The organism is Sulfuricurvum sp. (assembly GCF_030691015.1).
Taxonomy (GTDB): domain Bacteria; phylum Campylobacterota; class Campylobacteria; order Campylobacterales; family Sulfurimonadaceae; genus Sulfuricurvum.
Genome location: NZ_JAUYFF010000001.1, coordinates 412,472 through 439,351, shown reverse-complemented (window position 1 = coordinate 439,351; position 26,880 = coordinate 412,472). Strand labels below are relative to the sequence as shown.

Annotated in this window: 31 protein-coding genes; 20 read left to right on the top strand and 11 right to left on the bottom strand. The window is 43.3% G+C overall.

Annotation, left to right across the window (positions count from 1 at the left end):
- Nucleotides 1-5 precede the first annotated feature (5 nt).
- Both purF and Q8O20_RS02300 read left to right on the top strand, forming a co-directional pair.
- Nucleotides 6-1,355 (top strand): amidophosphoribosyltransferase, encoded by a 1,350-nt coding sequence (gene purF, locus Q8O20_RS02305; RefSeq protein WP_305529830.1) that lies wholly within the window; start codon nt 6-8, stop codon nt 1,353-1,355.
- Nucleotides 1,356-1,363: 8 nt separating this feature from the next.
- On the top strand, nt 1,364-2,326 hold the full coding sequence (locus Q8O20_RS02300; RefSeq protein ID WP_305529829.1) for a TIGR01212 family radical SAM protein: 963 nt from the start codon (nt 1,364-1,366) through the stop codon (nt 2,324-2,326).
- A 7-nt stretch (nt 2,327-2,333) separates the two neighbouring features.
- On the opposite strand, the gene Q8O20_RS02295 is transcribed toward Q8O20_RS02300, so the two are convergent.
- From Q8O20_RS02295 to Q8O20_RS02270, 6 genes are all read right to left on the bottom strand, one after another.
- The gene (locus Q8O20_RS02295; protein ID WP_305529828.1) at nt 2,334-2,870 is read right to left on the bottom strand and encodes a DUF2393 family protein; all 537 of its coding nucleotides are present in this window, start codon (nt 2,868-2,870) and stop codon (nt 2,334-2,336) included.
- On the bottom strand, nt 2,867-3,382 hold the full coding sequence (locus Q8O20_RS02290; protein ID WP_305529827.1) for a DUF2393 family protein: 516 nt from the start codon (nt 3,380-3,382) through the stop codon (nt 2,867-2,869). The genes Q8O20_RS02295 and Q8O20_RS02290 overlap by 4 nt, the downstream gene beginning before the upstream one ends.
- Nucleotides 3,379-4,053 (bottom strand): bifunctional phosphoribosyl-AMP cyclohydrolase/phosphoribosyl-ATP diphosphatase HisIE, encoded by a 675-nt coding sequence (gene hisIE / locus Q8O20_RS02285; RefSeq protein WP_305529826.1) that lies wholly within the window; start codon nt 4,051-4,053, stop codon nt 3,379-3,381. The genes Q8O20_RS02290 and hisIE overlap by 4 nt, the downstream gene beginning before the upstream one ends.
- A gap of 71 nt (nt 4,054-4,124) precedes the next feature.
- On the bottom strand, nt 4,125-5,162 hold the full coding sequence (locus Q8O20_RS02280; protein WP_305529825.1) for a prohibitin family protein: 1,038 nt from the start codon (nt 5,160-5,162) through the stop codon (nt 4,125-4,127).
- A gap of 9 nt (nt 5,163-5,171) precedes the next feature.
- The gene (locus tag Q8O20_RS02275; RefSeq protein ID WP_305529824.1) at nt 5,172-6,092 is read right to left on the bottom strand and encodes a branched-chain amino acid transaminase; all 921 of its coding nucleotides are present in this window, start codon (nt 6,090-6,092) and stop codon (nt 5,172-5,174) included.
- Between the two features lie 95 nt (nt 6,093-6,187).
- Entirely contained in the window at nt 6,188-6,634 is a 447-nt protein-coding gene (locus Q8O20_RS02270) for a globin (RefSeq protein WP_305529823.1), read from the bottom strand.
- Between the two features lie 175 nt (nt 6,635-6,809).
- On the opposite strand from Q8O20_RS02270, the gene Q8O20_RS02265 reads away from it, so the two are divergent.
- From Q8O20_RS02265 to Q8O20_RS02245, 5 genes are all read left to right on the top strand, one after another.
- Nucleotides 6,810-7,193, top strand: a complete 384-nt coding sequence (locus Q8O20_RS02265) for a nuclear transport factor 2 family protein (RefSeq protein ID WP_305529822.1) — start codon at nt 6,810-6,812, stop codon at nt 7,191-7,193.
- 49 nt (nt 7,194-7,242) lie between these two features.
- A complete protein-coding gene (purE, locus tag Q8O20_RS02260) occupies nt 7,243-7,737 on the top strand; it encodes a 5-(carboxyamino)imidazole ribonucleotide mutase (protein ID WP_305529821.1) in 495 nt (164 codons plus the stop codon).
- Between the two features lie 49 nt (nt 7,738-7,786).
- The gene (locus Q8O20_RS02255) at nt 7,787-8,467 is read left to right on the top strand and encodes a hypothetical protein (protein WP_305529820.1); all 681 of its coding nucleotides are present in this window, start codon (nt 7,787-7,789) and stop codon (nt 8,465-8,467) included.
- 65 nt (nt 8,468-8,532) lie between these two features.
- Nucleotides 8,533-9,948, top strand: a complete 1,416-nt coding sequence (locus tag Q8O20_RS02250; RefSeq protein WP_305529819.1) for an aldehyde dehydrogenase family protein — start codon at nt 8,533-8,535, stop codon at nt 9,946-9,948.
- Between the two features lie 13 nt (nt 9,949-9,961).
- Nucleotides 9,962-10,429 carry a peroxiredoxin gene (locus Q8O20_RS02245; protein WP_305529818.1) on the top strand — a complete coding sequence of 156 codons (468 nt, stop codon included), beginning with the start codon at nt 9,962-9,964 and terminating at the stop codon, nt 10,427-10,429.
- A gap of 65 nt (nt 10,430-10,494) precedes the next feature.
- On the opposite strand, the gene Q8O20_RS02240 is transcribed toward Q8O20_RS02245, so the two are convergent.
- Nucleotides 10,495-12,012, bottom strand: coding sequence for a DUF3373 family protein (locus tag Q8O20_RS02240; protein WP_305529817.1), 1,518 nt, complete (start codon nt 12,010-12,012; stop codon nt 10,495-10,497).
- Nucleotides 12,013-12,319: 307 nt separating this feature from the next.
- On the opposite strand from Q8O20_RS02240, the gene rpsB reads away from it, so the two are divergent.
- From rpsB to fliR, 4 genes are all read left to right on the top strand, one after another.
- Nucleotides 12,320-13,099: a 30S ribosomal protein S2 gene (gene rpsB / locus Q8O20_RS02235; RefSeq protein ID WP_304740735.1), complete on the top strand. Its 780-nt coding sequence runs from the start codon at nt 12,320-12,322 to the stop codon at nt 13,097-13,099.
- Between the two features lie 2 nt (nt 13,100-13,101).
- Nucleotides 13,102-14,169 carry a translation elongation factor Ts gene (gene tsf / locus Q8O20_RS02230; protein ID WP_305529816.1) on the top strand — a complete coding sequence of 356 codons (1,068 nt, stop codon included), beginning with the start codon at nt 13,102-13,104 and terminating at the stop codon, nt 14,167-14,169.
- A gap of 86 nt (nt 14,170-14,255) precedes the next feature.
- A complete protein-coding gene (locus Q8O20_RS02225; RefSeq protein WP_305529815.1) occupies nt 14,256-14,897 on the top strand; it encodes an ABC transporter ATP-binding protein in 642 nt (213 codons plus the stop codon).
- Nucleotides 14,898-14,900: 3 nt separating this feature from the next.
- On the top strand, nt 14,901-15,665 hold the full coding sequence (gene fliR / locus Q8O20_RS02220; RefSeq protein WP_305529814.1) for a flagellar biosynthetic protein FliR: 765 nt from the start codon (nt 14,901-14,903) through the stop codon (nt 15,663-15,665).
- Here the strand turns inward: fliR and Q8O20_RS02215 are convergent.
- The gene (locus tag Q8O20_RS02215; RefSeq protein WP_305529813.1) at nt 15,657-16,133 is read right to left on the bottom strand and encodes a hypothetical protein; all 477 of its coding nucleotides are present in this window, start codon (nt 16,131-16,133) and stop codon (nt 15,657-15,659) included. The genes fliR and Q8O20_RS02215 overlap by 9 nt on opposite strands.
- 79 nt (nt 16,134-16,212) lie before the next feature.
- Between Q8O20_RS02215 and Q8O20_RS02210 the strand changes: the two genes are divergently transcribed.
- From Q8O20_RS02210 to argS, 4 genes are all read left to right on the top strand, one after another.
- Nucleotides 16,213-17,643, top strand: coding sequence for a hypothetical protein (locus Q8O20_RS02210; RefSeq protein ID WP_305529812.1), 1,431 nt, complete (start codon nt 16,213-16,215; stop codon nt 17,641-17,643).
- Nucleotides 17,640-18,260, top strand: a complete 621-nt coding sequence (gmk, locus tag Q8O20_RS02205; protein ID WP_305529811.1) for a guanylate kinase — start codon at nt 17,640-17,642, stop codon at nt 18,258-18,260. The genes Q8O20_RS02210 and gmk overlap by 4 nt, the downstream gene beginning before the upstream one ends.
- Before the next feature lie 70 nt (nt 18,261-18,330).
- Nucleotides 18,331-18,570, top strand: a complete 240-nt coding sequence (locus Q8O20_RS02200; protein WP_304740720.1) for a twin-arginine translocase TatA/TatE family subunit — start codon at nt 18,331-18,333, stop codon at nt 18,568-18,570.
- A 3-nt stretch (nt 18,571-18,573) separates the two neighbouring features.
- A complete protein-coding gene (argS, locus tag Q8O20_RS02195; protein WP_305529809.1) occupies nt 18,574-20,154 on the top strand; it encodes an arginine--tRNA ligase in 1,581 nt (526 codons plus the stop codon).
- Between the two features lie 22 nt (nt 20,155-20,176).
- Here the strand turns inward: argS and Q8O20_RS02190 are convergent, their stop codons facing one another.
- Nucleotides 20,177-20,923 (bottom strand): flagellin, encoded by a 747-nt coding sequence (locus Q8O20_RS02190; RefSeq protein WP_305529808.1) that lies wholly within the window; start codon nt 20,921-20,923, stop codon nt 20,177-20,179.
- Nucleotides 20,924-21,065: 142 nt separating this feature from the next.
- Between Q8O20_RS02190 and aguB the strand changes: the two genes are divergently transcribed.
- Both aguB and Q8O20_RS02180 read left to right on the top strand, forming a co-directional pair.
- Entirely contained in the window at nt 21,066-21,914 is an 849-nt protein-coding gene (aguB, locus tag Q8O20_RS02185) for an N-carbamoylputrescine amidase (protein WP_305529807.1), read from the top strand.
- A 55-nt stretch (nt 21,915-21,969) separates the two neighbouring features.
- Complete coding sequence (locus Q8O20_RS02180) at nt 21,970-22,758, top strand: J domain-containing protein (protein WP_305529806.1); 789 nt, start codon at nt 21,970-21,972, stop codon at nt 22,756-22,758.
- Here Q8O20_RS02180 and Q8O20_RS02175 read toward each other — a convergent pair.
- Nucleotides 22,741-23,646: a DUF234 domain-containing protein gene (locus Q8O20_RS02175; protein WP_305529805.1), complete on the bottom strand. Its 906-nt coding sequence runs from the start codon at nt 23,644-23,646 to the stop codon at nt 22,741-22,743. The two genes, Q8O20_RS02180 and Q8O20_RS02175, sit on opposite strands and share 18 nt — an antisense overlap.
- A 29-nt stretch (nt 23,647-23,675) precedes the next feature.
- A complete protein-coding gene (locus tag Q8O20_RS02170; protein ID WP_305529804.1) occupies nt 23,676-24,032 on the bottom strand; it encodes a hypothetical protein in 357 nt (118 codons plus the stop codon).
- A 67-nt stretch (nt 24,033-24,099) separates the two neighbouring features.
- Here Q8O20_RS02170 and Q8O20_RS02165 point away from each other — a divergent pair, with 67 nt between their 5' ends.
- The 3 genes from Q8O20_RS02165 to Q8O20_RS02155 are packed head-to-tail and all read left to right on the top strand — an operon-like array spanning nt 24,100 to nt 26,857.
- The gene (locus tag Q8O20_RS02165) at nt 24,100-25,116 is read left to right on the top strand and encodes an aldo/keto reductase (RefSeq protein ID WP_305529803.1); all 1,017 of its coding nucleotides are present in this window, start codon (nt 24,100-24,102) and stop codon (nt 25,114-25,116) included.
- The gene (locus Q8O20_RS02160) at nt 25,088-25,588 is read left to right on the top strand and encodes a hypothetical protein (protein ID WP_305529802.1); all 501 of its coding nucleotides are present in this window, start codon (nt 25,088-25,090) and stop codon (nt 25,586-25,588) included. The genes Q8O20_RS02165 and Q8O20_RS02160 overlap by 29 nt, the downstream gene beginning before the upstream one ends.
- A gap of 36 nt (nt 25,589-25,624) precedes the next feature.
- On the top strand, nt 25,625-26,857 hold the full coding sequence (locus Q8O20_RS02155) for a hypothetical protein (RefSeq protein WP_305529801.1): 1,233 nt from the start codon (nt 25,625-25,627) through the stop codon (nt 26,855-26,857).
- Nucleotides 26,858-26,880: the final 23 nt, after the last annotated feature.

Below are 26,880 nucleotides of genomic sequence, written 5' to 3'. Positions count from 1 at the left end.
AAAAAGTGCGTAGCTTAAATGAAAAATGTGCAGTAGTCGGTATTTTCGACCATCCGGAAGCGTCAAAACTGGCTTACTTTTCCCTCCATGCCCTTCAACATAGAGGTCAGGAAGCAGCCGGAATCAGTACCAGCGATGGGGAAAAGCTCTATACGATTAAAGATCGTGGTTTGGTCACACAAGTGTTTGATCCCCAAAAACTCAATACCCTCAAAGGGCATATGGCAATCGGGCATACCCGTTACTCGACGGCCGGAGATGATTCTATCCTTGATGCTCAACCGGTATTTGCTCGCTATGATTTGGGAGAGATGTCGATTGTTCACAACGGTAATCTCACCAATGCCAAAGAGGTTCGTGATGCCCTCATCAAAAAAGGGGCAATTTTCCAAACGTTTATGGATACGGAAAACCTGATTCATCTGATCGCAAAAAGCGATCAGCACCATTTGACAGACCGTATCATCGATGCGGTGAAAAAGATCGAGGGTGCCTACTCGCTTGTTTTCTTAAGCCGCTCTAAAATGTTCGCGATGCGTGATCCTCATGGTTTTCGTCCGCTAAGCCTCGGACGCGTCGGTGATGGTTATGTTGTTGCTTCAGAGACGTGTGCATTTGATCTGATCGGCGCGGAGTATATTCGTGACGTTGAGCCCGGCGAGTTGTTGATTTTTGAAAAAGGGAAAGCCCCGCAATCGATCAAAGTGTTTGAGCCGACTCCGAAACACTGTATTTTTGAATACGTCTATTTTGCCCGACCCGATTCCAATGTGTATACCCAAAACGTTTATGAGATGCGAAAAGCCATGGGGAAAGCGCTTGCCAAAGAGCAGCCTGTTGTTGCCGATATGGTTGTACCGGTTCCTGATGGGGGTGTTCCTGCAGCGATCGGCTATTCGCAAGCGAGCGGCATCCCTTTTGAGATGGCAATTATGCGTAATCACTACATCGGACGTACGTTCATCGAGCCGACGCAAGAGATGCGTGACTTGAAAGTAAAAATGAAACTTTCTCCGATTGAGCGCCTTATTAAAGGGAAACGTCTTATCGTAGTTGACGACTCTATTGTACGTGGAACGACGAGCCGACAAATCGTAAGGATGCTAAAAGCGGCAGGGGCGGCAGAGGTACATATGCGAATATCGAGTCCACCGACAACCGATCCGTGCTACTATGGGGTTGATACTCCCGATAAAGAGAAACTGATTGCGTCGAATATGACGAATGCAGAGATTTGTGCCTTTATCGAAGCCGATTCACTGGGATATTTGAGTAATGAAGCATTACTCGATAGTGTAAACGGCAAAGAAGAGAATTACTGTACTGCCTGTTTTACCGGCAAATACATTATTTAGAGTCCGTTATGCGGGAGCAGATTTTCACGTTTGGGCAATATCTGCACCGTAAATTCGGGGTAAAAGTCTCTAAAGTTCCCGTCTCTATTTCCGGATTTACCTGCCCTAATATTGACGGAACGGTGGCAAAAGGGGGATGTACCTTTTGTGAGAACGACTCTTTTAGTCCAAGTCTTGACCGTGCCCGTGAGCTAAAGGGGTTTTACCTCAATCTGGACTCAACCGCTAATCCCCATTTAGAAAAGCAGCTTCAGCAGTTAGAATGGCAATTCACCTCCCTTTCAAAACGGTTGCAAAAAGAGAATAACGCTGAGAAGTTTATGGTCTATTTTCAAAGCTTTACCAATACGTATGCCCCCCTCGAAACCCTCAAAGCTCTTTATGAAAAAGCGCTCTCTTTTGAGAATGTCGTAGGGCTTAGTATCGGAACCCGTTCAGACTGTATCAGTGATGAGACGTTTGAATACCTCTCAGAGCTCTCACAAAAAACGGAGATTTGGATTGAGTTCGGGATTCAATCCATCTATGATGAGACGCTGGAGAGGATTAATCGCGGGCATAATAGTGCCAATGTCAAAGAGAGTATTCTAAGAGCTAAATCGTATGGACTGAATGTGTGCGGTCATCTCATTTTCGGTCTTCCGGGAGAGAGTAAAGAGATGATGCTGGAGACGACGAAAGAGGCATACGCACTGGGGATTGATTCAGTCAAATACCATCCGCTGTATGTTGTTAAGCGGACAGCTTTGGCGAATGAATATACTCGAGGTGAGTTTGAACCTATAGACGAAGAACTTTATTGCGAGATTCTGAAAGAGGCGTTAGTCCTTAAGCCGTTACATGTGAGTGTGCAGCGTATCAGTGCCGGGATTGATGATGAAAGTTTGATCGCACCGCTATGGTGTAAAGATAAGAACGGACAAATCCGTTCCATTAACAAAGCATTGGAAGCCGTTGGGCTAAAATATTAAGATTGTTTTAGTTGACTTTGGCGGTAACGTCAAAGGATGCCCTTTTAAAGTGAGGGGGATAATCCATCATGATGGTGAATGTTTTAGATTTTCCGGGATTTAAATATTCCGCTATCAGGTGTTCTTCGACAACATTTTGTTTTTTAAAATCAGGATTGTCCCCTTCGTATATTTCTGCGAATACAGAGGGCTGTGTAAACAGAGACTCGTTATTACTTCCGTCTCCACCACCTCGGGAATTTGCTAACCTTATGATTGCAACGACATTGGCAACCGGAAAGTTACCGATATTACGAACTGTCCCTTTTATCACTATTTGTTCCGATTGGTAATAGCGCTCTTCGTCAAGATTAGATATTTCAACGAGATAAACGTTTTCATTGATTGATTTCCAGACAAAAATTCCTATGAGTAAAAGGATGAGGGATATCGTCGTAAAAACAGAAAATTTAGAGTTCGTGCGCATTGAAATCAGAAATCCAACAATAAGCAGTAATCCTAAAACAATGAGTAAAAGATAATGCCAAAGTGTTAGCGGGCTCATCGACATTCTCCTTTTATTGTAATATTGTAGTCTTTAGTATAGCGAAACGGCTCAACAAAAAGTTTAAAGGATGCCGATCCGCCAGGGGCTATACTCTCTTTAAGTTTTAGAGAACCCTTTTTAAAAGGGAGAAGGGGGTAAAGTCGGTCAAGGTATCGGTTATGACTCACTTTATGGACTCCTGCGTAAAGTGTACACTCTTGAAAAGGGCGTTTTGAAGTATTCGTGATCTCCCCTTTTATCAGAAGTGCTTCGGTAAATTCTAATGCTTTTACTTCATGGAGCGCTATTTTATTTTTAAATAGGTATTGATGCAGTTTGATGTACCCAACGACTGAACCTACGGTTAATACTCCAAACGCCAATAGAACCATAAAAATGGCTAGACCCATTTTATTTTTTAGAGCGATAGCCAACACTAACAATAGAATAAAGAGGACAAAGATACCCCCGAACAGGAGGTAGTCATAAATAAGTAAGTGGTTTATAAAATCGATTATTTTTGTTTTCATTGTTCCCGCGAGTTTTTCTCCGCAATCCCACTTATTCCGAAGCGGCGCGCTAATTCTTGTTTAATGCGATCGGGAGAAATATTTTTGTGTCCCAGTGCGACTAAGACGTGATACACTAAATCGGCACATTCGTAAATAATTTCATCTTCGTTGCCGTCTTTGATCGCGAAACTAAACTCTCCCGCCTCTTCGACCACTTTTTTGAGGATAGCGTTGTCCCCTTTTGAGAGGAGTTTAGCGGTCCATGATGTTTCGGGATCGCTATTTTTACGGCTGAGGATTGTATGATACAGTTCGTCAATAATACCGTAGGCTGCCGCTGTATCGATGGTAGGCTCACTAATACTCTCACCGCTTTCGATGTTGGTAAAGAAACACGATTTGCGTCCTGTATGGCAGGCAACACCGTCTTGGCGGACGATTAGTAAAAGGGTGTCGTTATCGCAGTCGAGGAGAAATTGTTCGATATGCTGTAGATGACCGCTGGATTCCCCTTTCTTCCAAAGACGTTTTTTGGAACGGGAATAATAGTGTGCGATACGGGTGGATAAAGAGAGTTCCAACGCTTCCCGGTTCATGTACGCCATCATAAGTACTTCAAGCGTAGTGGAGTCTTGAATAATAACAGGGAGAAGTTCAGATTTTTGCCAATCAATAAGATCGAGATTCATAGTTATACCTTTTAAGGGTTTCTTTTGTGCTCACGAATGAAGACGAAAGAAACTCTCCGGAAGGAGAGCTTTTAGCGTGTAGATGATATTTTTTGTGAATCGCCTGTTTTGGTGTCGAGCCAAATATTTGGAGTAGAGCCTCCCGGTGTGAGGAAAATTTTAGCATCTTTATTTTCTTTAAGTGCTTCGTTAAATTTTCCTTGTACCTTGATTTGTTCCAATTTTAGCAATCCCGGAGTAATCGACTGCCCTACGAGATGATTGGCTTTAGCTTGAGCGGCTGCTTCAATGGTAAGTGCATTTGCGGTACCTTGCGCTTCAGTCTCTTTTTTGAACGCCTCTTGTTTTGCCCGTTCGACATCCTGTTGAGCTTTTTCAACCTCTTGTTTGGCAACCTGAACCCGCTCAATTTGATCTTTTACTTTTTGGGGAAGACCAATCTCGCGTAATTGAATGGATTCAAGATCGGCAGGGCCATTTTTTTGGCGATCAACGCTGGCTCGAATACCCGCTTCAATTTTGAGTGCGATTGCATTACGCATAATCGGAAGCGTTTCTGCATCGTATTGACCGATGACGTTACGAACAACATCACGAGCAACAGGATCGATGATTTTATCTTCCCAACTAAAGCCCCAGTTAGAGATTGTTTGGGCCGCTAGCTGTGCATTTAAACGGTACTGTACAGTCAGCTCGATTGTAACCGGAAGTCCGCGCTTATCCAAAACCGTAATCGCCGGTTTGAGAACGATTCCATCACCCGCCGTCGATGCACGTTCGATTTTGTCGGCATAGTTAATAATACGTACTTTGGTATCGACGATGTAGACTTTTTGGATCAACGGAATCAGGAAATGAAGGCCCGGCATTAATGCCTGATCTTCATATTTACCGTTGGTAGAGAGGATACCGCGTTCCCCCTCCGTGATAATAATGAACGGTTTTGCCAAAACAAGGAGCAAAATAAATCCGCCGACAATCCAAAACATCCCTGCTTTTTGGCCGTTCATATTAAAATCAAATTTTGGCGGTTTAGGAGCATTAAATCCGCTCCCTCGTTGCTCTTCTTTTTTCTTTTTGTTAAAATAGTCGTTCATATCACTTGCCATGCAGGATCCTTAGTTGATGTACGTTAGGTAGTGATCGTAATCGGGATTACGTCCGCATACGATGTCGAAATAAGCCGCTTGAATTTTTTCCGTCAACGGCCCGCGTCCGCCCGCACCGAGTACCCGTGCGTCTACTTCGCGAATCGGGGTGATTTCTGCCGCCGTTCCGGTGAGGAATGCTTCATCGGCCACGTAAATCTCTTCACGGGTGATTTTTCTGCGGGTTACTTTGATCCCCATATTTTCCGCCATCTCGATAACGGTTTTTTGAGTGATCGATACGAGTGAGTTGTCATTCGGTGGGGTGATAAGTTCACCGTCTTTGATAAGAAAGAACGATGCTCCGCTTGCTTCGGCAACGTATCCCTCATCATCGAGGAGCAACGCTTCATCGTATCCTGCTTCTACCGCTTCAAATTTTGCCATTTGAGAGTTGAGGTAGTTACCGACCGCTTTGGCTTTACCCATGTTAGATTTGTTATTCGGACGGCTGAATGATGAAATTTTCAAACGGATTCCACGCTTCATCCCCTCTTCACCGAGGTATGCACCCCATTCCCATGCCGCAACGGAAACTTCTACCGGTGCTTCTTTGTGGTAGACACCCATAACACCGTAACCGAGGTAAACGATCGGGCGGAGATAGACGTTTTCTCCGGTAAAGTCGTTTGCTTTCAAAAGCTCAATCTGTGCTTTGTTAAGTTCTTCAACGGTGTAAGGAACCGTAATAAGGGTCATTTTAGCCGATTCAATCAAACGTTTAGTGTGATCGTTTAGACGAAAAATCGCGTACCCTTTTGGGGTCTTATACGCTTTAGTCCCCTCGATGGCACCGTTACCGTAGTGCAGTGTATGAGAAAGGACGTGAATTTTTGCTTCACTCCACGGGAGCAGTTTGCCGTTCATCCAAATGTATTTGGCTTCATTCATAGGGAAGATCTCCAAAAGAAAAATTGGGAGATTTTAGCGTGAAAGGGGTTTGATGTTTATTAAGCTAATGACAATTCCCGCAACAGCGGGAAAAATTAATGTGTCGGGGTGTTGATCATCCAGATTGAAAATACATCGAGATAGTTCCAAAACGACTGAATATACTCAGGGTTGATCCCCTCATCTTCAAGTTTAGGGAGCAATACGGCATAAAATTCAAGCCATCTTTGGCGTCCATGCTCGTCAATACGGAAAGGGGCATGACGACCGACCATACGAGGCTCCCCTCGTGTTTGGGCGAAATAATCGGGTCCACCGCAGATTTGAATCAAAAAATCGGAGGCGTGTTTTTTGGCAGCTGAAAAATCCTCTTCATCGTTAACGGGGAACAAAAAAGAGATGTCGCTGTTACGGATCATCTCATAATGATCGTCAACCAATTTGCGAAAACGCTCTTCGCCGACTTGGAAAAAGAATCCAGGATGAGGTTTGGTAACAGGCGGGCGAATCCCTAGTGCACCGTCGGTAATTTTAAGCTCCATAAATAATCCTAATGTGTAATTTGTGGACACATTGTAAAGGTTTCTTAGGAAAAAGATGCTTAAAGTTTTATTTTATACATCGTTTTTGTAATAATAAGTATAATTGAAACATATTTTAATGATCTGTAGGATTTTTATTATACCACAACTTGGTGATAGTAATGGGAGAAGGATAATGAGAATTCCAAAAGACGTTCTTGTGGAATGGATGGATGCGGTTAACAATGGAGACGTTGAAGGTTTACTTGCGTTGTATGACGAGCACGCCGTTTTAATCCCAACGTTTTCAAATAAATTGCCGAATACACCTGATAAGCTTCGTGATTATTTTGAAAAACTTGGAAGTCGTGAGGGACTAAGTATAGCGCTACATGAAAAAACATTGCATGTTCAGCCCATTAAAGATGACATTTACACGTTAAGCGGTATTTACAACTGGCGCTTTGATGTCGAGGGGGAGATGCTAAATTTTGAAGCTCGCTTTAGTTATATTTTGGATCTTTCTAAACCAAGACCTATAATGCAACACCATTCTTCTCAAGTGCCGCGTATGTTGTAATACAAAGTATCAATGTGTAACCAAACAGAAACTAAAAAAAGGGATAAAAATGAAGTTTGTATCTATTGTTATGGGTAGTAAAAGTGATTATGAAGTGATGAAATCGTGCGAAGAAACCTTAGAATCTTTTGGAGTACCATATGAACTCATTATCTCTTCAGCGCATCGTTCACCTGAACGAACTAAAAATTATATTGAAGAGGCAGAAAAAAAAGGGGCGCAGGTTTTTATAGCTGCCGCCGGAATGGCAGCGCATTTAGCAGGGGTATTAGCATCTAAAACGACAAAACCCATTATCGGTGTGCCGATGAGTGCATCGGCTCTTAGTGGAATTGATGCTCTTTTATCGACAGTACAAATGCCGGCCGGAATGCCGGTCGCTACCGTTGCTATCGGGAAAGCGGGTGCCATCAACTCAGCGTATTTGGCAATTCAAATTTTAGCACTTGAAAATGAAGAATTGCACCAAAAACTTCTAGAAGACAGAGTTGCTAAAGCACAACAAGTTGAGACAGATTCTTTAGGGATTGAGACGAAACTGTAAAGCTGTAAAGAAGCTTGTCTTTAAAACGTGACACAAAAAGGAAGAGACTATGTTAAATGATTCTTCAGTGGTTGAAGATAATGCCCTTTCAATTGATCGTTTTTTGAAAGACAATTGTATTAATAGAATAAAGCCTACGATTTTAAGAGATGTTAAAACAGAAGCCTTGCTGGTTTTTGCCAGAACTGCTCTAGAACGATATTTTTATCAAGTAGAGGAAAGTGCCTGCAATTTATCTGTCGGGACGAAAGCAGACACGGAATATGTCTATGATACATTAAGAGATTTGCGAGATAAGCTTCAAGAGTCTGTTGTGAATGTGGATTATCTGATAACATTGGCTAAATATGCTGATAAATATCCACACCTTAAAAAATTAGCCAAATACGAAGAGCCATTGAAAGATTATTATAATGCAATGGCACAAAAAGTGGTCAATCATTTTTCCGATAAGCCTTCGTTTATACCTGAATTTTTAGTTATTTGCGTCCTGAGTCATTGGATACTTGAAGAGGAGAAGTCCGTACATCTTTATCCATTTTTAAATGAGATTGATTTTGCCCTTTTGATCGATAAATTTGAAACCAATAGAGAATATTTTGAGCAGAATAACGATGGGATTATTGAAGATATGCATAATGTGGCTGTCGGTATTGTAGAAAAGCTTAAAGATAAAAAATACAAAGCAAATATTAAAAGAGTTTCTAAGGTTAGAAGTAAGAAAAAATAACACCAAGATTTTTTATGTCATGATTTGTATAATTTTGAACATTTACGAAAATAGGGGAGTCAAATATGGACGCACACGTTTGGATGGGATCACGTCAAATTGTAGATTCCAGTTATACCGAGCGTCTCAGCCCGTATGATGGGCGTGTTGTCTCACGCTCGGCGATTTGTGGAGCGGAAGATGCACGCCAAACACTTATTATTGCGCAAAATGCGGCTAAGATTGCTAAAAAAGTTCCTTTGCATCAGCGATGTGCTTGGTTATTAGATGTTGCTTTTAAGCTCCATCAACAGCGTGAATCGTTCGCAAAAGTGTTGTGCGATGAGGTGGGCAAACCGATCACCTACGCACGGATCGAAGTGGACCGTTGTATCGAGACGATCACCCTCTCCGCCGAGACGATGCGTACCATGCACGGTGAGACGATTAATACCGATGCTATGCCAAGCGGAAGAGCTGCTCATGCCTATTGGCGACGAGAGGCGGTTGGAGTTGTCGTAGCGATTACTCCATTTAACTTTCCGCTCAACCTTGTTGCCCACAAACTCGCCCCCGCATTGGTGGCGGGGAATGCGGTTGTCCTCAAACCAACCCCCGAAGCACCGCTTTGTGCCTACAAACTCGCACAGCTGTTTATCGAAAGCCCTTTCGCCACCCCCGATGCTCTGAGTGTCGTCTACGGCGATGCGGAAGTGGGAAGCACGTTAGTCAGCAGTGATATTCCCCGTGTTATCAGTTTTACCGGATCGGTCAGTGTCGGAAATATCATTACGAAAAGTGCGGGGATCAAAAAAGTCTCATTGGAACTCGGCGGCAATGCAGCGACTTATATCGATACGAGTGCCGATCTGGAGTATGCGGCATCACGCTGTGCTATCGGGGCATTTGTCAACTCGGGGCAGGTATGTATCTCGTTGCAACGTATTTATGTTGATAGTACTATTTATGACACCTTCGCCCAAAAGATGGCGGAAGCGACATCGAAACTTGTAGTCGGTTCACCGTATGAAGAATCAACGTTTTTAGGACCATTGATTAATGACGAGGCAGCGGAGCGTGCTATGAGCTGGGTCGAGAGTGCAATAGAAGAGGGGGCACGTCCTCTCACTCCGCCTCGACGCGAAGGGCGAATTTTTTATCCGTGCGTCATGGCGGATGTGCATGAGTCGATGAAAATCGTCTGTGAAGAGGTATTTGCTCCGATTGTGAGTTTGGTGCGGGTACATGGAATAGACGATGCCATTGAGAAAATGAATAATTCACCGTACGGACTGCAGTTTTCGGTCTTCACGAATAACCTTTCCCATGCGACGAAAGCGATTGATGAGCTGGATGCGGGTGGTGTTGTGATCAACGATATGCCGACGCTTCGTTTTGACATTCAGCCCTATGGCGGTGTCAAACTGAGCGGTGTCGGGCGTGAAGGGCCTCGGTTTGCCATCGAAGAGTTTACGGAAATTAAATCAATCGTAATTTTATAAAAAGGTATTAAAAATGTTAGAAGTAGGAAGTGTTTCCCCCGATTTTTGTTTGAGTAACCAAGACGATGTAGAGATTTGTTCACGTGACTTGCGGGGTAAATGGATTGTTTTGTATTTTTACCCGAAAGATTCAACACCGGGATGTACTACCGAAGCATGCGAATTTACGGCAGCAATGGATGAGTATGATGATTTGGGCGCGATTATCCTTGGGGTAAGTGCCGATAGCACTACATCACACCGTCGTTTTATCGAAAAACAAAATCTGGATATTACCCTCCTCAGTGATCCGACCACGCAAATGATGCAAGATTACGGTGTATGGGCGATGAAAAAGAATTACGGAAAAGAGTATATGGGGATCGTCCGATCCACCTATATCATCGATCCAAAAGGGATTGTAAAAGCCGCTTGGACGAATGTCAAAGTCAAAGATCATGTGGTTAAAGTGAAAGAGGAATTGGCAAAACTAGTAGGATGAGAGTTGTCATTGCGGACTAGATCCGCAATCTTAGATCCTGAATCAAGTTTAGGATGACGAGAGAATTAGAATTTATAGCGAATATAAGCTCGGATATCTTGGGCTTTATCGACATAGTTAGCGGCACCTGGCATACTGCTGGAGATAGCGCTAGGTGTACCTGTAGTACTTCCAAAAAATCCGTTACTTCCGGCATAATCGTAATCAATATAGGTATAGCGTAGTTGAAAAGTTAGGATATCCTCAACCAACGGTTCAGTGAAATAAAGTTCATACGCATCACCGCGAGCGGCGATTTTCGATCCGATAAGGGTGTCTTCACCGTAGGTGATCGGACGCCAGTAGTTGGAACCATGGTTAAACTCTGCTCCCCATCGACCCTCCTCGCTGATAAAGGATGGAAATTGGGTTCCAATCCAGTAGCTGTAACCGGTTTGACTTTCAGTTGAGCCTAGCATTCCCTGTTTATCTGCATACGGATCGGTTTTAGACATTGCACCGCTGACAAAAATCATCGAATCATCTAAGAAATCGCTGATACCATCACCGATACCGTGTACCATCGCAAATGCGGTTGCCGTGTGCAATCCGCCGACGGTTTCCATAGCTCCGCCCGGAGTTATTTGATCAATTAAATTATTGGCATAGGTATATTGAAGTCCGCTGCTGTATTGCTTATCATCATAAGGGACGACAATGATTCCTACCATATCAATATTATTAGTTGTAGTAGAGCCATCTCCTGAATATGGGGTTCCTGCAAATCGTGGCTCGGCTTCACTCATTCCACGTCCAGCACAGAGTTTGAAATACGAGCCATCCAAGCCAATCAACTCTTCCATACCAAATTTAGCACTGGCACCATCGAATTCGACGTTAATTGTATGGGCAAGGGGGGAGGAAGCTTCAACATCGTCACGAAAATTGACAAGATGTCCTTCCGTCGAAGGGCGGCGACCGATACTGATTGTCCATGGAGTATCGGTGCCGAAAAACTCATCGTCATTATAGAAAAAATAGGCAGATCGGACTCGAAGGGTATCATCGTATGCCGATTCACCGCTGACCCAGTCAAATCCATCCATGGCAGAGCTTGCAGTGGGTACAGCACGTTCGCCAAAAAATTTATTGTAAGCCAATTGCCCCACAAAACTGAGCTCTTTGGTTGCCGCATAGCTCATATTGAGCCATAAACGGTTACTGAAGAGGGCATCGTTTTTCTGCTTGCTTCCATCCGCCATTTCATAATGAATGTTGTCCAAACTGGTGCGGAAATCAACACCGAATTTTAAATTGTTGCCATTGGATTTTTTATTCAATTTATCAATCTGATCTTGCATATCTTCAAGGGTCTCATTGACTTTTCCGGTAGTTGCAACTTCCGTTTTTGAACCGGTAGCCGCAGGGGTTGAGAGTTGAGTGCTTAGTTTGGAGTTTTCGGCTTTGAGTGCGTTCAACTCAGCTTTGAGTGCCGCCATCTCTTTTTCCATTTTTTCAAATCGTTCTAACAGCGCATCATTTGCGAATGTGTTGGTGGTCAGTAATGCGGCAGTGATGACTGAACCTAAAATCCGTTGTCTCATCAATTTCTCCTTGTTTAATGCCCTTGCATTATGTCGTGTGATGATATTAACAAAAATTATATAAAAGTAATTTGAATAAGTGAAAAAAAGTGTGATAAAAACGTGACAAAACTCTAATATTAAACACAGCTAAATTTAAGAGCCAATTCAGTATAATCCGCCCGATTTTCTCTCCTCATTTTATGACGTAAGAAAAAAATCGCAAGCGAATCGTGCTGTTCTCGTGCATCCGATGTCTCATCGGCTCTGTTTGCGCTCGCCCAAGTAAACGAATGAACAAAAAAATACATTAACACAGGAGCCACTTATGGTAACTATGAAAGACCTTTTGGAATGTGGTGTACACTTTGGTCACCAAACACGTCGTTGGAATCCGAAAATGAAAAAATACATTTTCGGTGTTCGTAAAAACATTTACATCATCGATCTTCAAAAAACATTGCGTTATTTCCGCAATGCGTATCAACAAGTTGTTGATGCTGCGGCTGAAGGTAAAACAGTTCTTTTCGTAGGAACAAAAAAACAAGCTCGTGTTGCAATCCGTGATGCGGCTGAAAAATGTGGAATGCCATACGTTGACAACCGCTGGTTGGGTGGAATGTTGACAAACTTCCCGACTATCCAAAAATCAATCCGTAAACTTGATATCATCGAAGAGATGCAAGCAAACGGACAAATCAACCTTTTGACTAAAAAAGAAGCGTTGATGATGAATCGTCAAAAAGAAAAATTGATTGCATACCTCGGCGGTATCCGTCATATGAAAACTTTGCCTGATTTGATGTTCGTTATCGATGCGGTAAAAGAACACATCGCGGTTCAAGAAGCACGTAACCTTGGAATCCAAGTTGTTGCTCCACTTGATACTAACTGTGATCCGGACGTTATCGACATTCCAATCCCTGGAAATGACGATGCAATCCGTTCTATTCAACTTTTCTGTAAAGAAATGGCTGAAGCGATCAACGAAGGTAAAGCACTTCGCAACGGCGGAAACGACGAAGCGGTAGCGGAAGAAGAAGTTGCATCTGAAGTAGCAGTTGAAGCGGCTGTTGAAGAAGTAGCAGTAGTAGCAGAGGAAGCGTAATCATGGCAGAAGTTACAGCAGCGATGGTAAAAGACCTCCGCGCGGCGACTGATGCGCCGATGATGGATTGTAAAAAAGCCCTCACTGAGTGTGATGGCGACATGGAAAAAGCAAAAGAATTTTTGCGTGACCGTGGTATGGCGCAAACCGCTAAAAAAGCGGATCGCGTAGCAGCTGAGGGACTTTTGGGTCTTAAAGTTTCCGATACATTTACATCAGCGTCTTTGGTTGAAGTTAACTCTGAAACCGATTTCGTTGCTAAAAACGACGGTTTCATCAATCTTGTCGGCAACACAGCGGCACACGTATTTACTACAGGTGTCAGCAGTGTTGAAGAGTTGAACGAAACTGCATACGAAACGGCTACTTTTACAGAGTACTTTACCTCTCAAGTAGCACGTATCGGTGAAAAAATCGTAGTACGCCGTTTTGCAACTCTCAATGCAGGTGCAAACGGATGTGTTAACGGTTACGTTCATTCAAACGGTCGTGTCGGTGTTCTTGTTGCGGCAGCATGTTCGGATGCGAAAGTAGCCGAAGCACTTGCTCCAATGTTGAAAAACGTTGCGATGCACGCTGCGGCAATGAAACCGACAACATTGACCTCTAAAGATTTCGATCCTGCATTCGTAGAAGCGGAAACTATCGGTCGTATCGAAGCGATCAAAACTGAGAACGAAGAGTTAGCACGTTTGAAAAAACCGTTGAAAAACGTTCCTCAGTACATCTCAGCATCACAATTGACTCCTGAAGTTATGGCTGCGGCTGAAGAAGCGATCAAAGCGAAATTGCTGGCAGACGGCAAACCGGAAAAAATCTGGGCAAACATCATCCCTGGTCAATTGGCTCGTTTCGTAGCGGACAATACGACTTTGGATAAAGAGCTTGCACTTTTGGATCAAAACTACGTTATGGATGATTCTATGACGGTTGCTGAAGCGATTACTAAAGAGGCTGCTAAACACGGCGGTACTGCTGAAATCGTCGAATTCGTTAAATACGAAGTCGGAGAAGGTTTAGAGAAAAAAGTTGACAACTTCGCAGAAGAAGTTGCTGCTCAAATGGCGTAAGCCAAACCGCTCTCACATTTATTTCCCCTTCGGGGGAATCTTCACATTTTTACTCCCCTTAAACATTTTTCCCCTATAATCTCTTTATGATATTACTAAACGCAACCTCTTTATCCCATGCTTTTGAGTATCCCCTTTTTGAGGATATTTCTCTCACACTAAACGCAGGAGAATCGATCGCTATTGTCGGTGTGAGCGGCAGCGGAAAATCGACCTTGCTCCATATTCTCTCCTCATTGCTTCGTCCCGATTCGGGGAGAGTGGAACTTTTCGGAAATGATATTTATACGTTGAGTGATTCGGCATTGGTACAGCTTAGACGCTCTGATCTCGGACTAATTTATCAGAGCCATTACCTTTTTAAAGGGTTTAGTGCGCACGAAAATCTTGAAGTTGCCGCTATTCTGGCACACCAGAAGATAGATGAACATTTATTAGAACGTCTTGGTATTGATAAAGTTATTTCTCAAAAAGTGACGGAACTCTCCGGTGGCCAGCAGCAGCGTGTCTCAATCGCCCGTATCTTATCCAAAAAACCGCGTTTGATTTTTGCGGATGAACCTACCGGAAATCTTGACCGTGCAACGGCATCAGAAGTGATGGATATTTTTGAAGAGTACCTGAGCCAAAACGGTGCAGGGATGGTGTTGGTAACTCACGATGAGTCGTTGGCCGCACGGTGTAACCACATTTATCGTATGCAAGATCGTACGCTAAAAGAAGCATAAAAGATGGAATGGGCAGAAATATTCAGCGAAGGGAGAACTGTCGCGTTTATTCTCCTTTTTACTCGATTTACCGCTCTTTTTATGGCTGTTCCCATATTTTCCCATATGAATATTCCGATGTCGGTAAAAGGGGCGATGGCCTTTTTTTTCACGATCTTTTTTTTCGGTGCCGTTCCTCCCCTTAATATTCCGACAGATGCCCTCAGTTTGACCGTTGCTATTTTGGGTGAAATGCTTTTCGGATTGGCTGTAGGGGTTGTATTGCAGCTGGCATACCATGTCATTACTTTTGCGGGTGGGCAAATATCGTTTATGATGGGATTTTCACTCGCTTCGGCAATTGATCCGCAATCTGGGGTATCGATGCCGATTATAAGCCAGTTTTTGGCGCTGTTGGCGTTGATGGTACTGCTGGTATTTGATTTACACCACTGGATCCTTTTATATGCCTCTGCTTCTATTTCTGCGGTTCCTCTGGGTGGATTTATGATGACACCGTCACTGTTTCAATACATTATGCATGCCATGACGAATATGTTTGTGGTCGGATTTATGATTGCCTTTCCGATTACGGCACTCTCAATGTTGGCAGATCTTATTTTTGGAATGCTGATGAAAACAATGCCTCAATTTAACCTTCTGGTCATTGGGATGCCGATTAAAATAGCGGTGGCGTTTGTCGTTCTAATGGTAACGCTAGGGGCAACTCTTTTGATCGTAACGGCCCAAACTCAGGATGCCTACAATTATCTTGAAAAATTATTCTAAATAGCTTTTTGAACGGGTTAGAAGGGGAGTGAGTGCGTGACGTATTGCTGTTATTTCACTCGCTTCGTCACTGCATCTGATTGAGGAGTGGGTAGAATTTAAAATTTCATCATCAAGTGTTTCATTGCTCATACAAACCAATGTTTTATCGATAAGAAGAATACTTTGTACGAGGGATATGGGTGATGTATAAAGGTTAATTCCCTTATATTGCACCATTGAGAGAGGATCACCTTGAGGGTCTTGAACGATGAGTTTAACATCAGCTCCTCTTTTAATCGATGCTAAAAGCCCTTTTGTTAATTCGGCGTGATGATATGTCGGTGTGACAATAAGGATGTGAGAGCTGTTTTTTAGAGTGCGGTTGATTTGGTGGATAAATCGGGTGTGATTATCCGGAAAATTAAAAATAGTTTCCTGCGGATAAACGGTGCTAAAAGTAAGAAGAAGGAGAAGAAGTTTTATCATTTAATTTTTTTTTAGTTACAATGATACCATTTAGCTTTTGATAGAACAAGAACATACTATAAGAGGGGTAGCAAAGATTATGAAAATTTTGCTTTTTAACGATAATCCGGTAGTTCGAAAACTGGTAGCTCTCAGTGCACAAAAAACGAAAGATGATTTGAGTGTCATTTGGTCAGTTGATGAGATTGAAGAGTCTGAATATGATTTACTCATCGTTGATGATGCACTCTACAGTGATGAGATGTTTGAATCTCTTAATGAAAAAATTATTGTTAAAAGTACATTATTTATGGCAACACGAGGTCAAGCAGTACCTTCGGGCTTTGACAACGTTATCAATAAACCGTTTTTACCTACTGATTTGGTAGATATGTTTGTTCAAATTGAAAAGAAAGTAAATGTTGCTTCCGAAGCCAAGGGTGATCTAAAAAAAGAGAGTATCCCTACTGAACCGATGTATGCCATTAATTTGGAAGATACCCTTCCGGATTTAGAAGGGCATGAAGATGAGTTGATGGATGTGGAGCACTTAAACGATTCAGACGAGGAGTTTGATTTTAGCAGTTTAGAAGATTTTGACGAAAAACTTCCGGAAACGGCAATTTTGGATCAAGAAGAGGTGCAGGAAGTTCAAGGGCTTTTGGAAGAGACAGAAGAGGAGCATTTAGGGGTGGAAGAGGATGCTTTTGCTCAAGATATCAACGAAATGACTCTTCCTCAGGAAGAGAATGGACTTAACTTAGAGATTGACGATGAATTTTCATTTGATGATGACCTTGTTCCTAACGAAATTGAAGGGGAAATCCTCAATTTTGACAGTGTATTAGAAGATGACCGATTAGCGCAAGAGGATACCTTAGCGCACAAAGAAATGTTGGATGAAGATGACTTTGATGACATTGACTTTTCTAGCGCTCTAGAGGAAAATGTCGGAGTGGACGAGGAGGATGAACTTCTATCATTGAGTGAAGAGGCTCCTGCGGATGATATAGATATATCTTCCCTTATGGATGATGATGAATTGGGTGATTTAGAGTCTAAAATCGAAGATGCCGTCAGCGGGTTGGAGAGCGAAGAGTTGGAGCGAGAATTGGAATCGGATGATTTTGGAGTTGATTTTGACGAGACCGCACTGGAAGAGTTGAGTCTAAATCAAGAAGAGAGTGCAGCTGCACCGATGGATGATTCGGAAGATTTCGATGAATTAGACATGCTCGATGAGCGGGAATTGAAACGAGCTATCGGTGAAGAGCTAGAGGATGATGAACCTGCTGTTTACAGCGATGAGGGTGATATATCACTTGCAGCTGAAACGTTAGATGAAGTAATGAGCGAAGCAGGGTTCTTAGAAGAGAGTAGTGAAGCGTTTGAGGAAGAGGATAACGTCTCACATGCCGAAGGGGTAGAAGCACTTCAAGCACTTCTCAAAGCACTATCCAACGAGAATGTTACTAAATCTCTCAAAGGGATGAATATCAGCATCAATATAAATTTTGGGAATGACAAGTGAATCGAGCGAGTGGAGCAATATTAGTATTATCAGGGCCAAGCGGAGCCGGCAAAAGTTCATTGATCAATAAAATTAAAGATCACATAGGTCCTACCTATTTTTCGATTTCAACGACGACAAGAGCAATGCGAGAGGGGGAAGAGGACGGAGTCCATTACCATTTTGTCAGTGTTGATGAGTTTAAACGTGAAATCGAGCAAGAGATGTTTTTGGAATATGCGGTGGTTCACGGCAATTATTACGGAACCTCTTTAGGACCGGTAAAAAAAGCGCTCAAAGACGGAAAACTCGTTATTTTTGATATTGATGTACAAGGGCATGATGCCGTACAAAATCGGCTTAGCGATATTACAACGTCCGTTTTTATCACAACTCCCTCTTTGGAAGAGTTAAAACGGCGTTTGCATAACCGTTCTACTGATAGCGAAGAGGTGATTACAGGTCGAATTGAAATGGCAAAGAGGGAAGTTCAACGGATAAGTGAATATGATTTTTTAGTGGTAAACGACGACCTGGAAGAAGCGGCTAAAATTTTAATCTCAATCGCTAAAGCGGCAAGGATGAAAATCCCCACATTACAAATCAATGAATTTGTCCAATCATGGGAAGCTTCCTGATAAAACGCGTTGCTGAATTAATCGAAATACGTTATACTTCTCCACCTAATTTTACATAAGGAACTCTACCATGAGTATGCCAAGCGGAACTGAATTATTATTGATTTTCGGAATTGTTATTTTGTTATTCGGTGCGAAAAAAATTCCTGATCTTGCCAAAGGTATTGGTCAAGGGATCCGTAATTTCAAAAAAGAGATGAAAGAAGAAGATGCGGCACCAACTGCATCTGCAACGCCTGACGCTCCAAAACAAGTTGATACTACTGCATCTACAACGGTAGAAGCTCCTAAAACTACCACACAAGCGTAAGCCTTGAAACAGCGAGTCAATGCGCTGTTGCGCGATAAATTCAATTGTGATGTTATTCTCGAAAAACCGAAAGATCGTTCTTTCGGTCACTTCGCTACCCCTATCGCTTTTTCCCTTGCTAAAGAACTTCGAAAATCTCCTATGGCGATTGCTGAAGAGATTGCAGGATCATTTAGCGACGAGTCGACGTTCAGCGCTGTTGAATCGGTTCAAGGGTACATCAATTTCCGTCTCTCAGAACAGTTTTTGGATGAGTACGCTACTTGGGCTTTGGGCCATGGGGAAGCTTTCGGAAGTAACGATAAAAAAGGTTCTATCCTCCTTGAATTCGTAAGTGCAAACCCGACAGGACCGCTTCACATCGGACATGCGCGCGGTGCAGTATACGGTGATACCATCTTACGATTGGGTCGCCATTTGGGCTATGACATCACGGCAGAATATTATGTCAACGATGCGGGAAATCAGATCGATTTGCTCGGCGTTTCATTACAGCTTGAAGGGCGCAGCTCTCTGCTGGGTGAGAGTGTCGAGTGGCCGGAAAAATACTATCGCGGTGAGTACCTTAGTGACTTGGCGCGTGAAGCCGTTTCTCTTTTCGGTGAAGCTTCACTTCGCGATGAGAGCCGTCAAAAAGAGTTGGCATTGTGGGCAAAAGATAAAATCTTAGCCCTTATAGTCGATGATTTGAGCGCAATCAACGTCCACTTTGATACCTTTGTCGGTGAAGCTTCATTGTATGATGAATGGGATCGTGTTATGGCAAAAATGGGTGAGGGTGTTTACCAAAATGAAGGTAAAACCTTTATTCGATCGTCAGAGTTTGGGGATGATCATGACCGTGTAGTCGTTCGTGAAGATGGCCGTCCAACGTACCTTGCGGGTGATATTATTTATCACAATCAAAAGTTTGAACGCGGATTTGAGGATTATATCAATATCTGGGGCGCAGATCATCACGGTTATATTGCGCGTGTCAAAGCGGCAATTAACTTTTTAGGATACGACTCCGATAAGCTCGAAGTACTCCTCTCTCAAATGGTAAGCCTTCTCAAAGATGGTGAACCGTTTAAAATGTCCAAACGTGCGGGAACTGTGATTCTCATGAGCGATGTTGTTGAGGAGATCGGTGCGGAAGCATTACGTTTTATGTTTGCCTCTAAAAAGTGCGATACCGCACTTGAATTCGATATCGAAGAGCTTAAACGTCAAGACAGCTCCAATCCGATTTATTATATTCAATACGCTCATGCCCGTATTCAGACGCTCATCGCGAAAAGTGAAAAAACGATGGATGACATTATGCTCTCCCGTTTGCATGGTTTGAGCGCGGATGCGGACGGATTGTTGTTTGAAGCGTTGTTGTTGCCGGAAATCATCGAGGATGCTTTCGAATCGCGCCAAGCGCAAAAACTTCCCGACTATCTCAAAGTGTTAGCGGGGCGTTTGCATAAATTTTATTATGATACTCGTATCATTGGCACAGAAGATGAAGCGAAACTTCTTAAGCTCCTGCTCGTTGTTGCCCTCTCGATTAAAACCGGACTCTCACTCCTGGGAATCCAAGCTAAAGATCGAATGTAAAAATTCGATCTTCAACCTCTTTCTATCCCAATAATCGCGTTACATTTTGTCGAAGTATATCGTTCTGATGGGCAATAGCGATCTGAGACATATCAAGTTTCAGATCGCTTTGCTGAAAATCTTTGACAGCATTTGCTACATCGGTATCGGCGATTTGACTTTTTGCCGCCGAAATTTCAGTAATTTGATTTAAAAGTCTATCGGTTGCACTGACCAGTGCGTTAGTCGTAGAACCAATATCTGAAGAGGCTTGGGTCAAGGATTCTCTGTACATTTCGATAGTATAGAGGCTCTCAATAGATAAAGAAGAAGTAGCGAGTTCAGGGGTAGACGTTGAAATACTCTCTTCGCCCAAAGAGAAAGTAAAATTGCTTCCAAAGAGAGATTTGCCGTTAAAACTGCTGCTCTCGATACTGTCTTGCATTGATTCCAACGTACGGTTAAATTCATCTTGCAACACTTCTTTTTGAGATTCATTCAAGGCGTCGTTATTGTGGCGGACACTGAGATCATTGAGCTTTTGGGTTTGCTCACTTAACGAAGTTAAAGTTCCCCCTGCAATTTGCATCATTGAGATCCCCTCATTTGCATTCATCAACCCTTGTGAAGCAGTAGAAATGTTGCTTTGCATCATATTCGAGATAGTACGTGAAGAACTCTCTTCTAGTTTTAACTCAGTAGCAGCTACTATTTTTTCTAATGTTTTATCTCTTTTGGATGTTTCGCTGTTGATTTGCGGAAGCGGATTGAATTGTGTATCTAATTTCATGCTAGCCCCTTCTAAACTTATCATATTAAATTATAATATCACTGAACAGATTAAAATGAAATAATGTTTTTAGGGTAAGTAGTAGGTGCGAGAGAGAGTAGCAATGCTATAATTCTGTCATTGTGAAGCGTAAGGAGTAAAAATGGTCAAAGTTGCGGCAATACAGATGCAAATGTGTGAGGATAAAGCTTCAAACAGAGCAAAAGCCGAAGCCATGGTGCGTGATGCGGCACGTAACGGAGCCAATATCATTTTAATCCCGGAATTATTTGAAGGGTACTATTTTTGTAAAGATATGGATAAAAAGTATTTCGAGTGGGCGCGTGAGCTTGAAAATAATCCGCTGATTGCTCAGTTTAGTACTTTAGCCAAAGAACTCGGTGTTGTACTCCCTATCAGCTATTTCGAGCGTGATGGGAGTCGTTTTTTTAATTCTCTCGTGATGATCGACGCGGATGGAACCGTGATGGAGAATTATCGTAAAACTCATATTCCCGACGGTCCCGGATATGAAGAGAAGTTTTATTTCGAACCCGGAGACAGCGGATTTAAAGTGTGGCAAACGGCATTCGGTAATGTCGGTGTCGGTATCTGTTGGGATCAGTGGTTCCCAGAGACGGCACGTTGTCTTACTCTCATGGGAGCTGATATGATCTTTTATCCCACGGCAATCGGGTCTGAACCCGAAATAGGCGTCGATTCCGCGTCGCATTGGCAGAGGGTACAGATGGGGCACTCTGCGGCAAACATTATCCCCGTTATTGCCGCCAACCGCATCGGCGTCGAAGTGGGGGAGAGTTGTACCCTGACCTTTTACGGCTCCTCGTTCATCACCGATCATACGGGCTCAAAAGTCGCTGAGGCATCACGTGATAAAGAAGAGATTTTGTATAGCGAGTTCGATCCTGTGTCCATTCGCGAACACCGCCACTATTGGGGACTTATCCGTGATCGCCGTCCGGAGTGTTATGGGGAGATTGTTAAAAAATAACTTTCTGGAACTTCTTTTGCTTTAGTAAGGTAATGAGTTACTAACGGGGGTTGCCGTGAAAGTTGTTTTACGCAATAACGCTATCTTTGTTCAAGGGAGTACCAATACTCTCGAAGAGTCGTGGATGGAGGAGTTTTTCGATCATCACATCCATAACACGCTGTTTTTGGATAACGGGGTATTGGTTCTCAATAACGAAAACTCTTCCGACCAAAAAGAGGAGTTTCTAGAAACTCTGAGTGAGCGTTTTACGAAAGCGAATGAACTTACCGGCTCGTTTTACAGCCGATCGTTAAAGCGTTGTAGAACGGCGGCCGTTCGGATTGAAGTACCGTATCGTGAGAGTGAAAAAGTGGATATCGAAGTATATGCCTACAATTCCGGCTGTGTACAATTTACTCTTTTGACTCCGAACCGCTGGGTGATGCGCTATCTTAAACAGCAGCTTTCCAATCTCGTAACCAGCTCCAGCGAAGAGGATATTTTTATCGATGTGAGTACCGCTGCGGCAAAATCACGTCTCGAAAAAACGCTCAATCGTCGCGAAGTGCTCCATTTTGCCATCAACTACCAATATGATGATGAATTTATGAGTCGACTGTATGGAAATTATAAAGGGTGGGGGTTCGGAAATGATACCATCGATAAAATGATCCGTTATCATGCAATTTTCGAAATACCGATGGGCTCATCTCCCGAAGATTTGAAAAAACGGTACCGTACGTTGGCAAAACGGTATCATCCCGACCGAGTACAGAGCAAAAATCCTAAAATTATCAATAAATATACCGAGAAGTTTCAGCTTCTCCAAGAGGCATACGGCGCATTAAGAGCGGTTAGTTAAGAGGCTTAAATCTTCGGCGTAAAAACGGTAAAGCCGTTTCTCTTTCATATCATTCAGTTCGTTTGAAAATCCCCGTTTGCTAAAGAGAAAGATTTTATCCGGTATCAGGGAAAGCTTGGTACATTTCTCTTCGAGTTTATGAAACTCTTTTTTATTCACTTTGTGGTTTGTCCACTTGCACTCTCCGACCCACGTCTCCCCCTCCATCGTCTCGGTAAGGAGATCGATCTCTACTTCACGGTTCCAATAGCTCCCTGAGTCGAGAATATCACTCCCAAATTTGGGTGCTAAGATCTCACGAATATAGAGATCGCACAGTTCTTCGAATGTGAAGCCGACAAAGGCATTGAAATGGGTATGAAAATGCTCATAAAAAAAGTGGGTATTTTCCTCTCGGATTGATTTTGAAAAGGGTTCCACAAAGGCAAACCAGAATCGTAAAAAGGGGGAGGCAAAACGAAATTTATGAGAGATTCGGTGGTGTTCGATCTCTTTTTTAAATCGTTGTTTGGGATGTACCCGCATCAGCGGCATTTCGCGAGAGCGTTCCAATGTCAGATAACCGCTGGAGCGTAAAAACTCAAAAGCCTCATTTCCCCGCTCTTTGCCGATGCGGGCACGACGGAACGCTGATCCTTCTCGCCGATCTCCTACCGCAATGGCATGAAGAAGATTGAGATATAAAGGATCATCGTGAAGAGCTGAGAGAAGGTATTTTCGGTGAGATTCGAAAGGTTCAAGAATGTGACGACGGATAAGTGATTCGAGAGGCTCATCCGTGTCAATCGGCTCAGTGTACCCGCCGAAAATGGCAAACAGCTCGACGCATTGTTCCATATCTGCGGGAAGATTGAGGTGAAAAAAATCGCATAAGAGGTTTCTATTCATTGAATAGATTATAGCTTAATGCGTCTAGGTTAGAAAGAGGAGAGAACCGCCGATATTTTTTTGAGAATTTCTGTAACTTTTGCTGAAAAAGTCTTTAGCTTCGTCTCATAATCTGTGGAGAGAGGATTTCCTGCTTCGAGCTCTTCAAGTACACTAAGCATTGAATGTAAAAAATCACGATGCTCGGCACACTGATGACAGACGGTGGTATTGGCACACATCCCCTCGTTCATCGTAATATACGCCTCTTGCGTCGCCATATTTAAGTGTGCATAATAGGCGCTGTTTCGGAGTGCATTGCTTCGCAGCAGTTTATGAATTTTTTGAAATTGCTCTTGTGCTTCACGGAGAATATTGAGCATTGTTGTCTCCCGTTTAAATTTCACGAACTTAATTGTAGCTCAAAAAAAGGTAGAATAGCATTAGAAATTTATTACACTTAAAAGAGAATGTATGGAGTATCGCTATATCGGGCGGAGCGGGTTACGGGTATCACCTATATGTATGGGGACAATGACGTTCGGAAGCCAATGTGATGAGAAAAATGCCTTTGCGATTATGGATAAAGCCTATGATGCAGGGGTGAATTTTTTCGATACGGCGGAGCTCTATCCCGTTCCCCCGCAAGAGAGTCTTGTCGGATTGACCGAGGAGATGGTGGGGCGCTGGCTCAAAACAAGACCTCGTGATTCGGTTATTTTGGCGACAAAAGTGGCGGGTGCCGCGTCGGGGTGGTTTGTCCCTCCGATCCGTCACGGCTACACGGCGATTGATCGGTTTCATATCGAGAGGGCGATTGAGGGATCACTCAAACGGCTCGGAACGGACTATATCGATCTCTATCAAATGCACTGGCCCGATACGATTGTCCCTATCGAGGAGTCAATGAGGGCATTCGATGCATTGGTGCAAAGCGGCAAGGTTCGCTATATCGGAACCTCTAACGACACTGCGCGGGGGACGATGAAATCGTTGATGGTTTCCAAATACGAAAAATTGGCCCGTTTCGAGTCAATCCAGAATAATTTTTCACTTCTTAACCGACGTGATTTGACCGAGATCGGCGCATTGTGCCGAGAAGAGAAAATTTCACTCCTCCCATACTCACCGTTGGGTGGCGGGGTGTTGAGCGGGAAATACAATCAGGATATCAATGCCCACGGACGATTTAGCGATTACGTCAAATCTTCAAACAAACGTCAACGTCTGATGGCGGCACGGTTTATGAACGATAAAACACTTCTCTCGACACAAGAGTATCTCCGTATTGCAGCCGAAGCAGGATTACATCCGGTGACAATGGCGATTGCATGGAGCAAACAGTTTGATTTTGTCGCTTCGACGATTATCGGGGCAACAACGCCTGAACAGCTCGATGCGAGTTTGGCGGCAATGAACGTCACTTTGAATAGTGAAATACTCCAAAAACTGGATGAGGTACATGCAAAAATTCTTTATCCTATGGGTTAGTATCCTTCTCATTCTAATTACAGGGTGTTCAACCAAGCATTATCAGTTTAGTGAACCCAAAATTATCACCCTCAAAACCCCGAAACTCAAATTTGCCGATACGGGGTATATTCGCCATGATGAAACATCGGTAGAGGTGGAACTCTTTACTGCCGGAGTTGCGGTAGAGAAAATTTCGATCGATTCACTAGTGTGTGTGAGCAACGGATGTATGAGTGAAGAGGCATTTGTCAAAGAGTATTTATACCCTGATTATCCCGCTGACACGATGCGTAATATTGTGTTGGGCAAAGATATTTTTGCGGGTCGAGGGAAAGAGGAGATGTGTGACGGACGGTTGTTTCAGTTTATTCGTAACGATGAGATGGACATCATCTATCGTAGAGGAAAAGGGGAGATCTATTTTAAAGATCGACTCAATAGCCTCATTATTCGAATAAACGATCTTGATACGAATCAATCTCTTCCGTAATCGTCTGAGTTACAATCGCACTTAAAAAGAGTCTGCATGAACGTCTCTCCCGATTTTTCGCTCCCCCTTCGTCTGATTGCCCCTTATTTTGTAGTGGCAGTCGTTTTCTATATTCTCGCAATGAGTTTCCTATTGTTTTTACAACCCGATATAACTCTGCGCGATGTCAGAGTAATCGGGTGGGTACATGCCTATATGATCGGATTTGTGATGATGGTCATTATCGGGGCAATGGGACAGCTTTCTGTTGTGGTAGGGGAGGCTCATCATCGTTATCCAAAAGTATTCGGATGGATCTGGCCTCTTTTAGCTCTTGGAACGGCGGTACTTCTGGCGGGGTTTTACATCGATGCAAAGATACTTCCGTTCGGAGGAGGCATTATCTTGGGTGGTTTGGGTCTTTTTGCGTTTAATCTGTTTATCACTCTGCGCACCAGTCGTCGTCGAACCAGTGTTACTCTCTCGATGCAGTGGAGTACCCTCTTTTTAAGTGTCGGTTTAGGGATCGGAGTAATGATGGCATTCGGGTATGCGGGGATAATTCCCATCGATCCTATTCAGTGGCGAATGGGGCATATTTTTGCCGTATTCGGCGGATACGTGATGCTCAACATTATGGGAGTGAGTACGGTATTGCTTCCGATGTTCGGCGCGTGCAATCGCCCAAGTGATAGAGATCATACGATCAGCTTTACGACGATGATAGTCTCGGTGAGTGTAATGATCTTTGCGTCGGCATTACAAATAGAGTCGTTAGAGAGGATTGCACTGTTCTTTGGGATAGGATCGGTTGTCTATTATATGGTGCAGGTATATCGGATCTTTAGCTCGAAAAAACGGCGTTATAGCGATATTTGGGAACGCTCCGTCGCGGTAGCGTTTGTCGCACTGAGTGTCTCGATGGGGTTAGGCATTTACGGGATTATAGTAGGAAGCGAAAAAGCGATATTGCTCTCTTTTTGGTTTTTAACGGCCGGATTTTTAGGATTTTTGATTACCGCCCATTTATATAAAATTGTCCCTTTTTTGGTGTGGTTTGAGCGCTACGCTCCCTATCTCGATGAGAGGGAAGTGCCGATGCTTCATCAGCTTCTCCCTGCACGATGGGCTAATGTCCAATGGGGATTGGGTGTGAGCGGACTGATTGCTATAGCGATTGCAATAGGATTAGCGAATACAGTGCTTTGGAAAATAGGAGCGCTCTTTTTGGTAGGCTCAGGAGTCGTTTTACTGGCAATACTCGTCAAGATTTTGCGCGATAAGTTATAATCTCATTTTTAATAATGGAGATA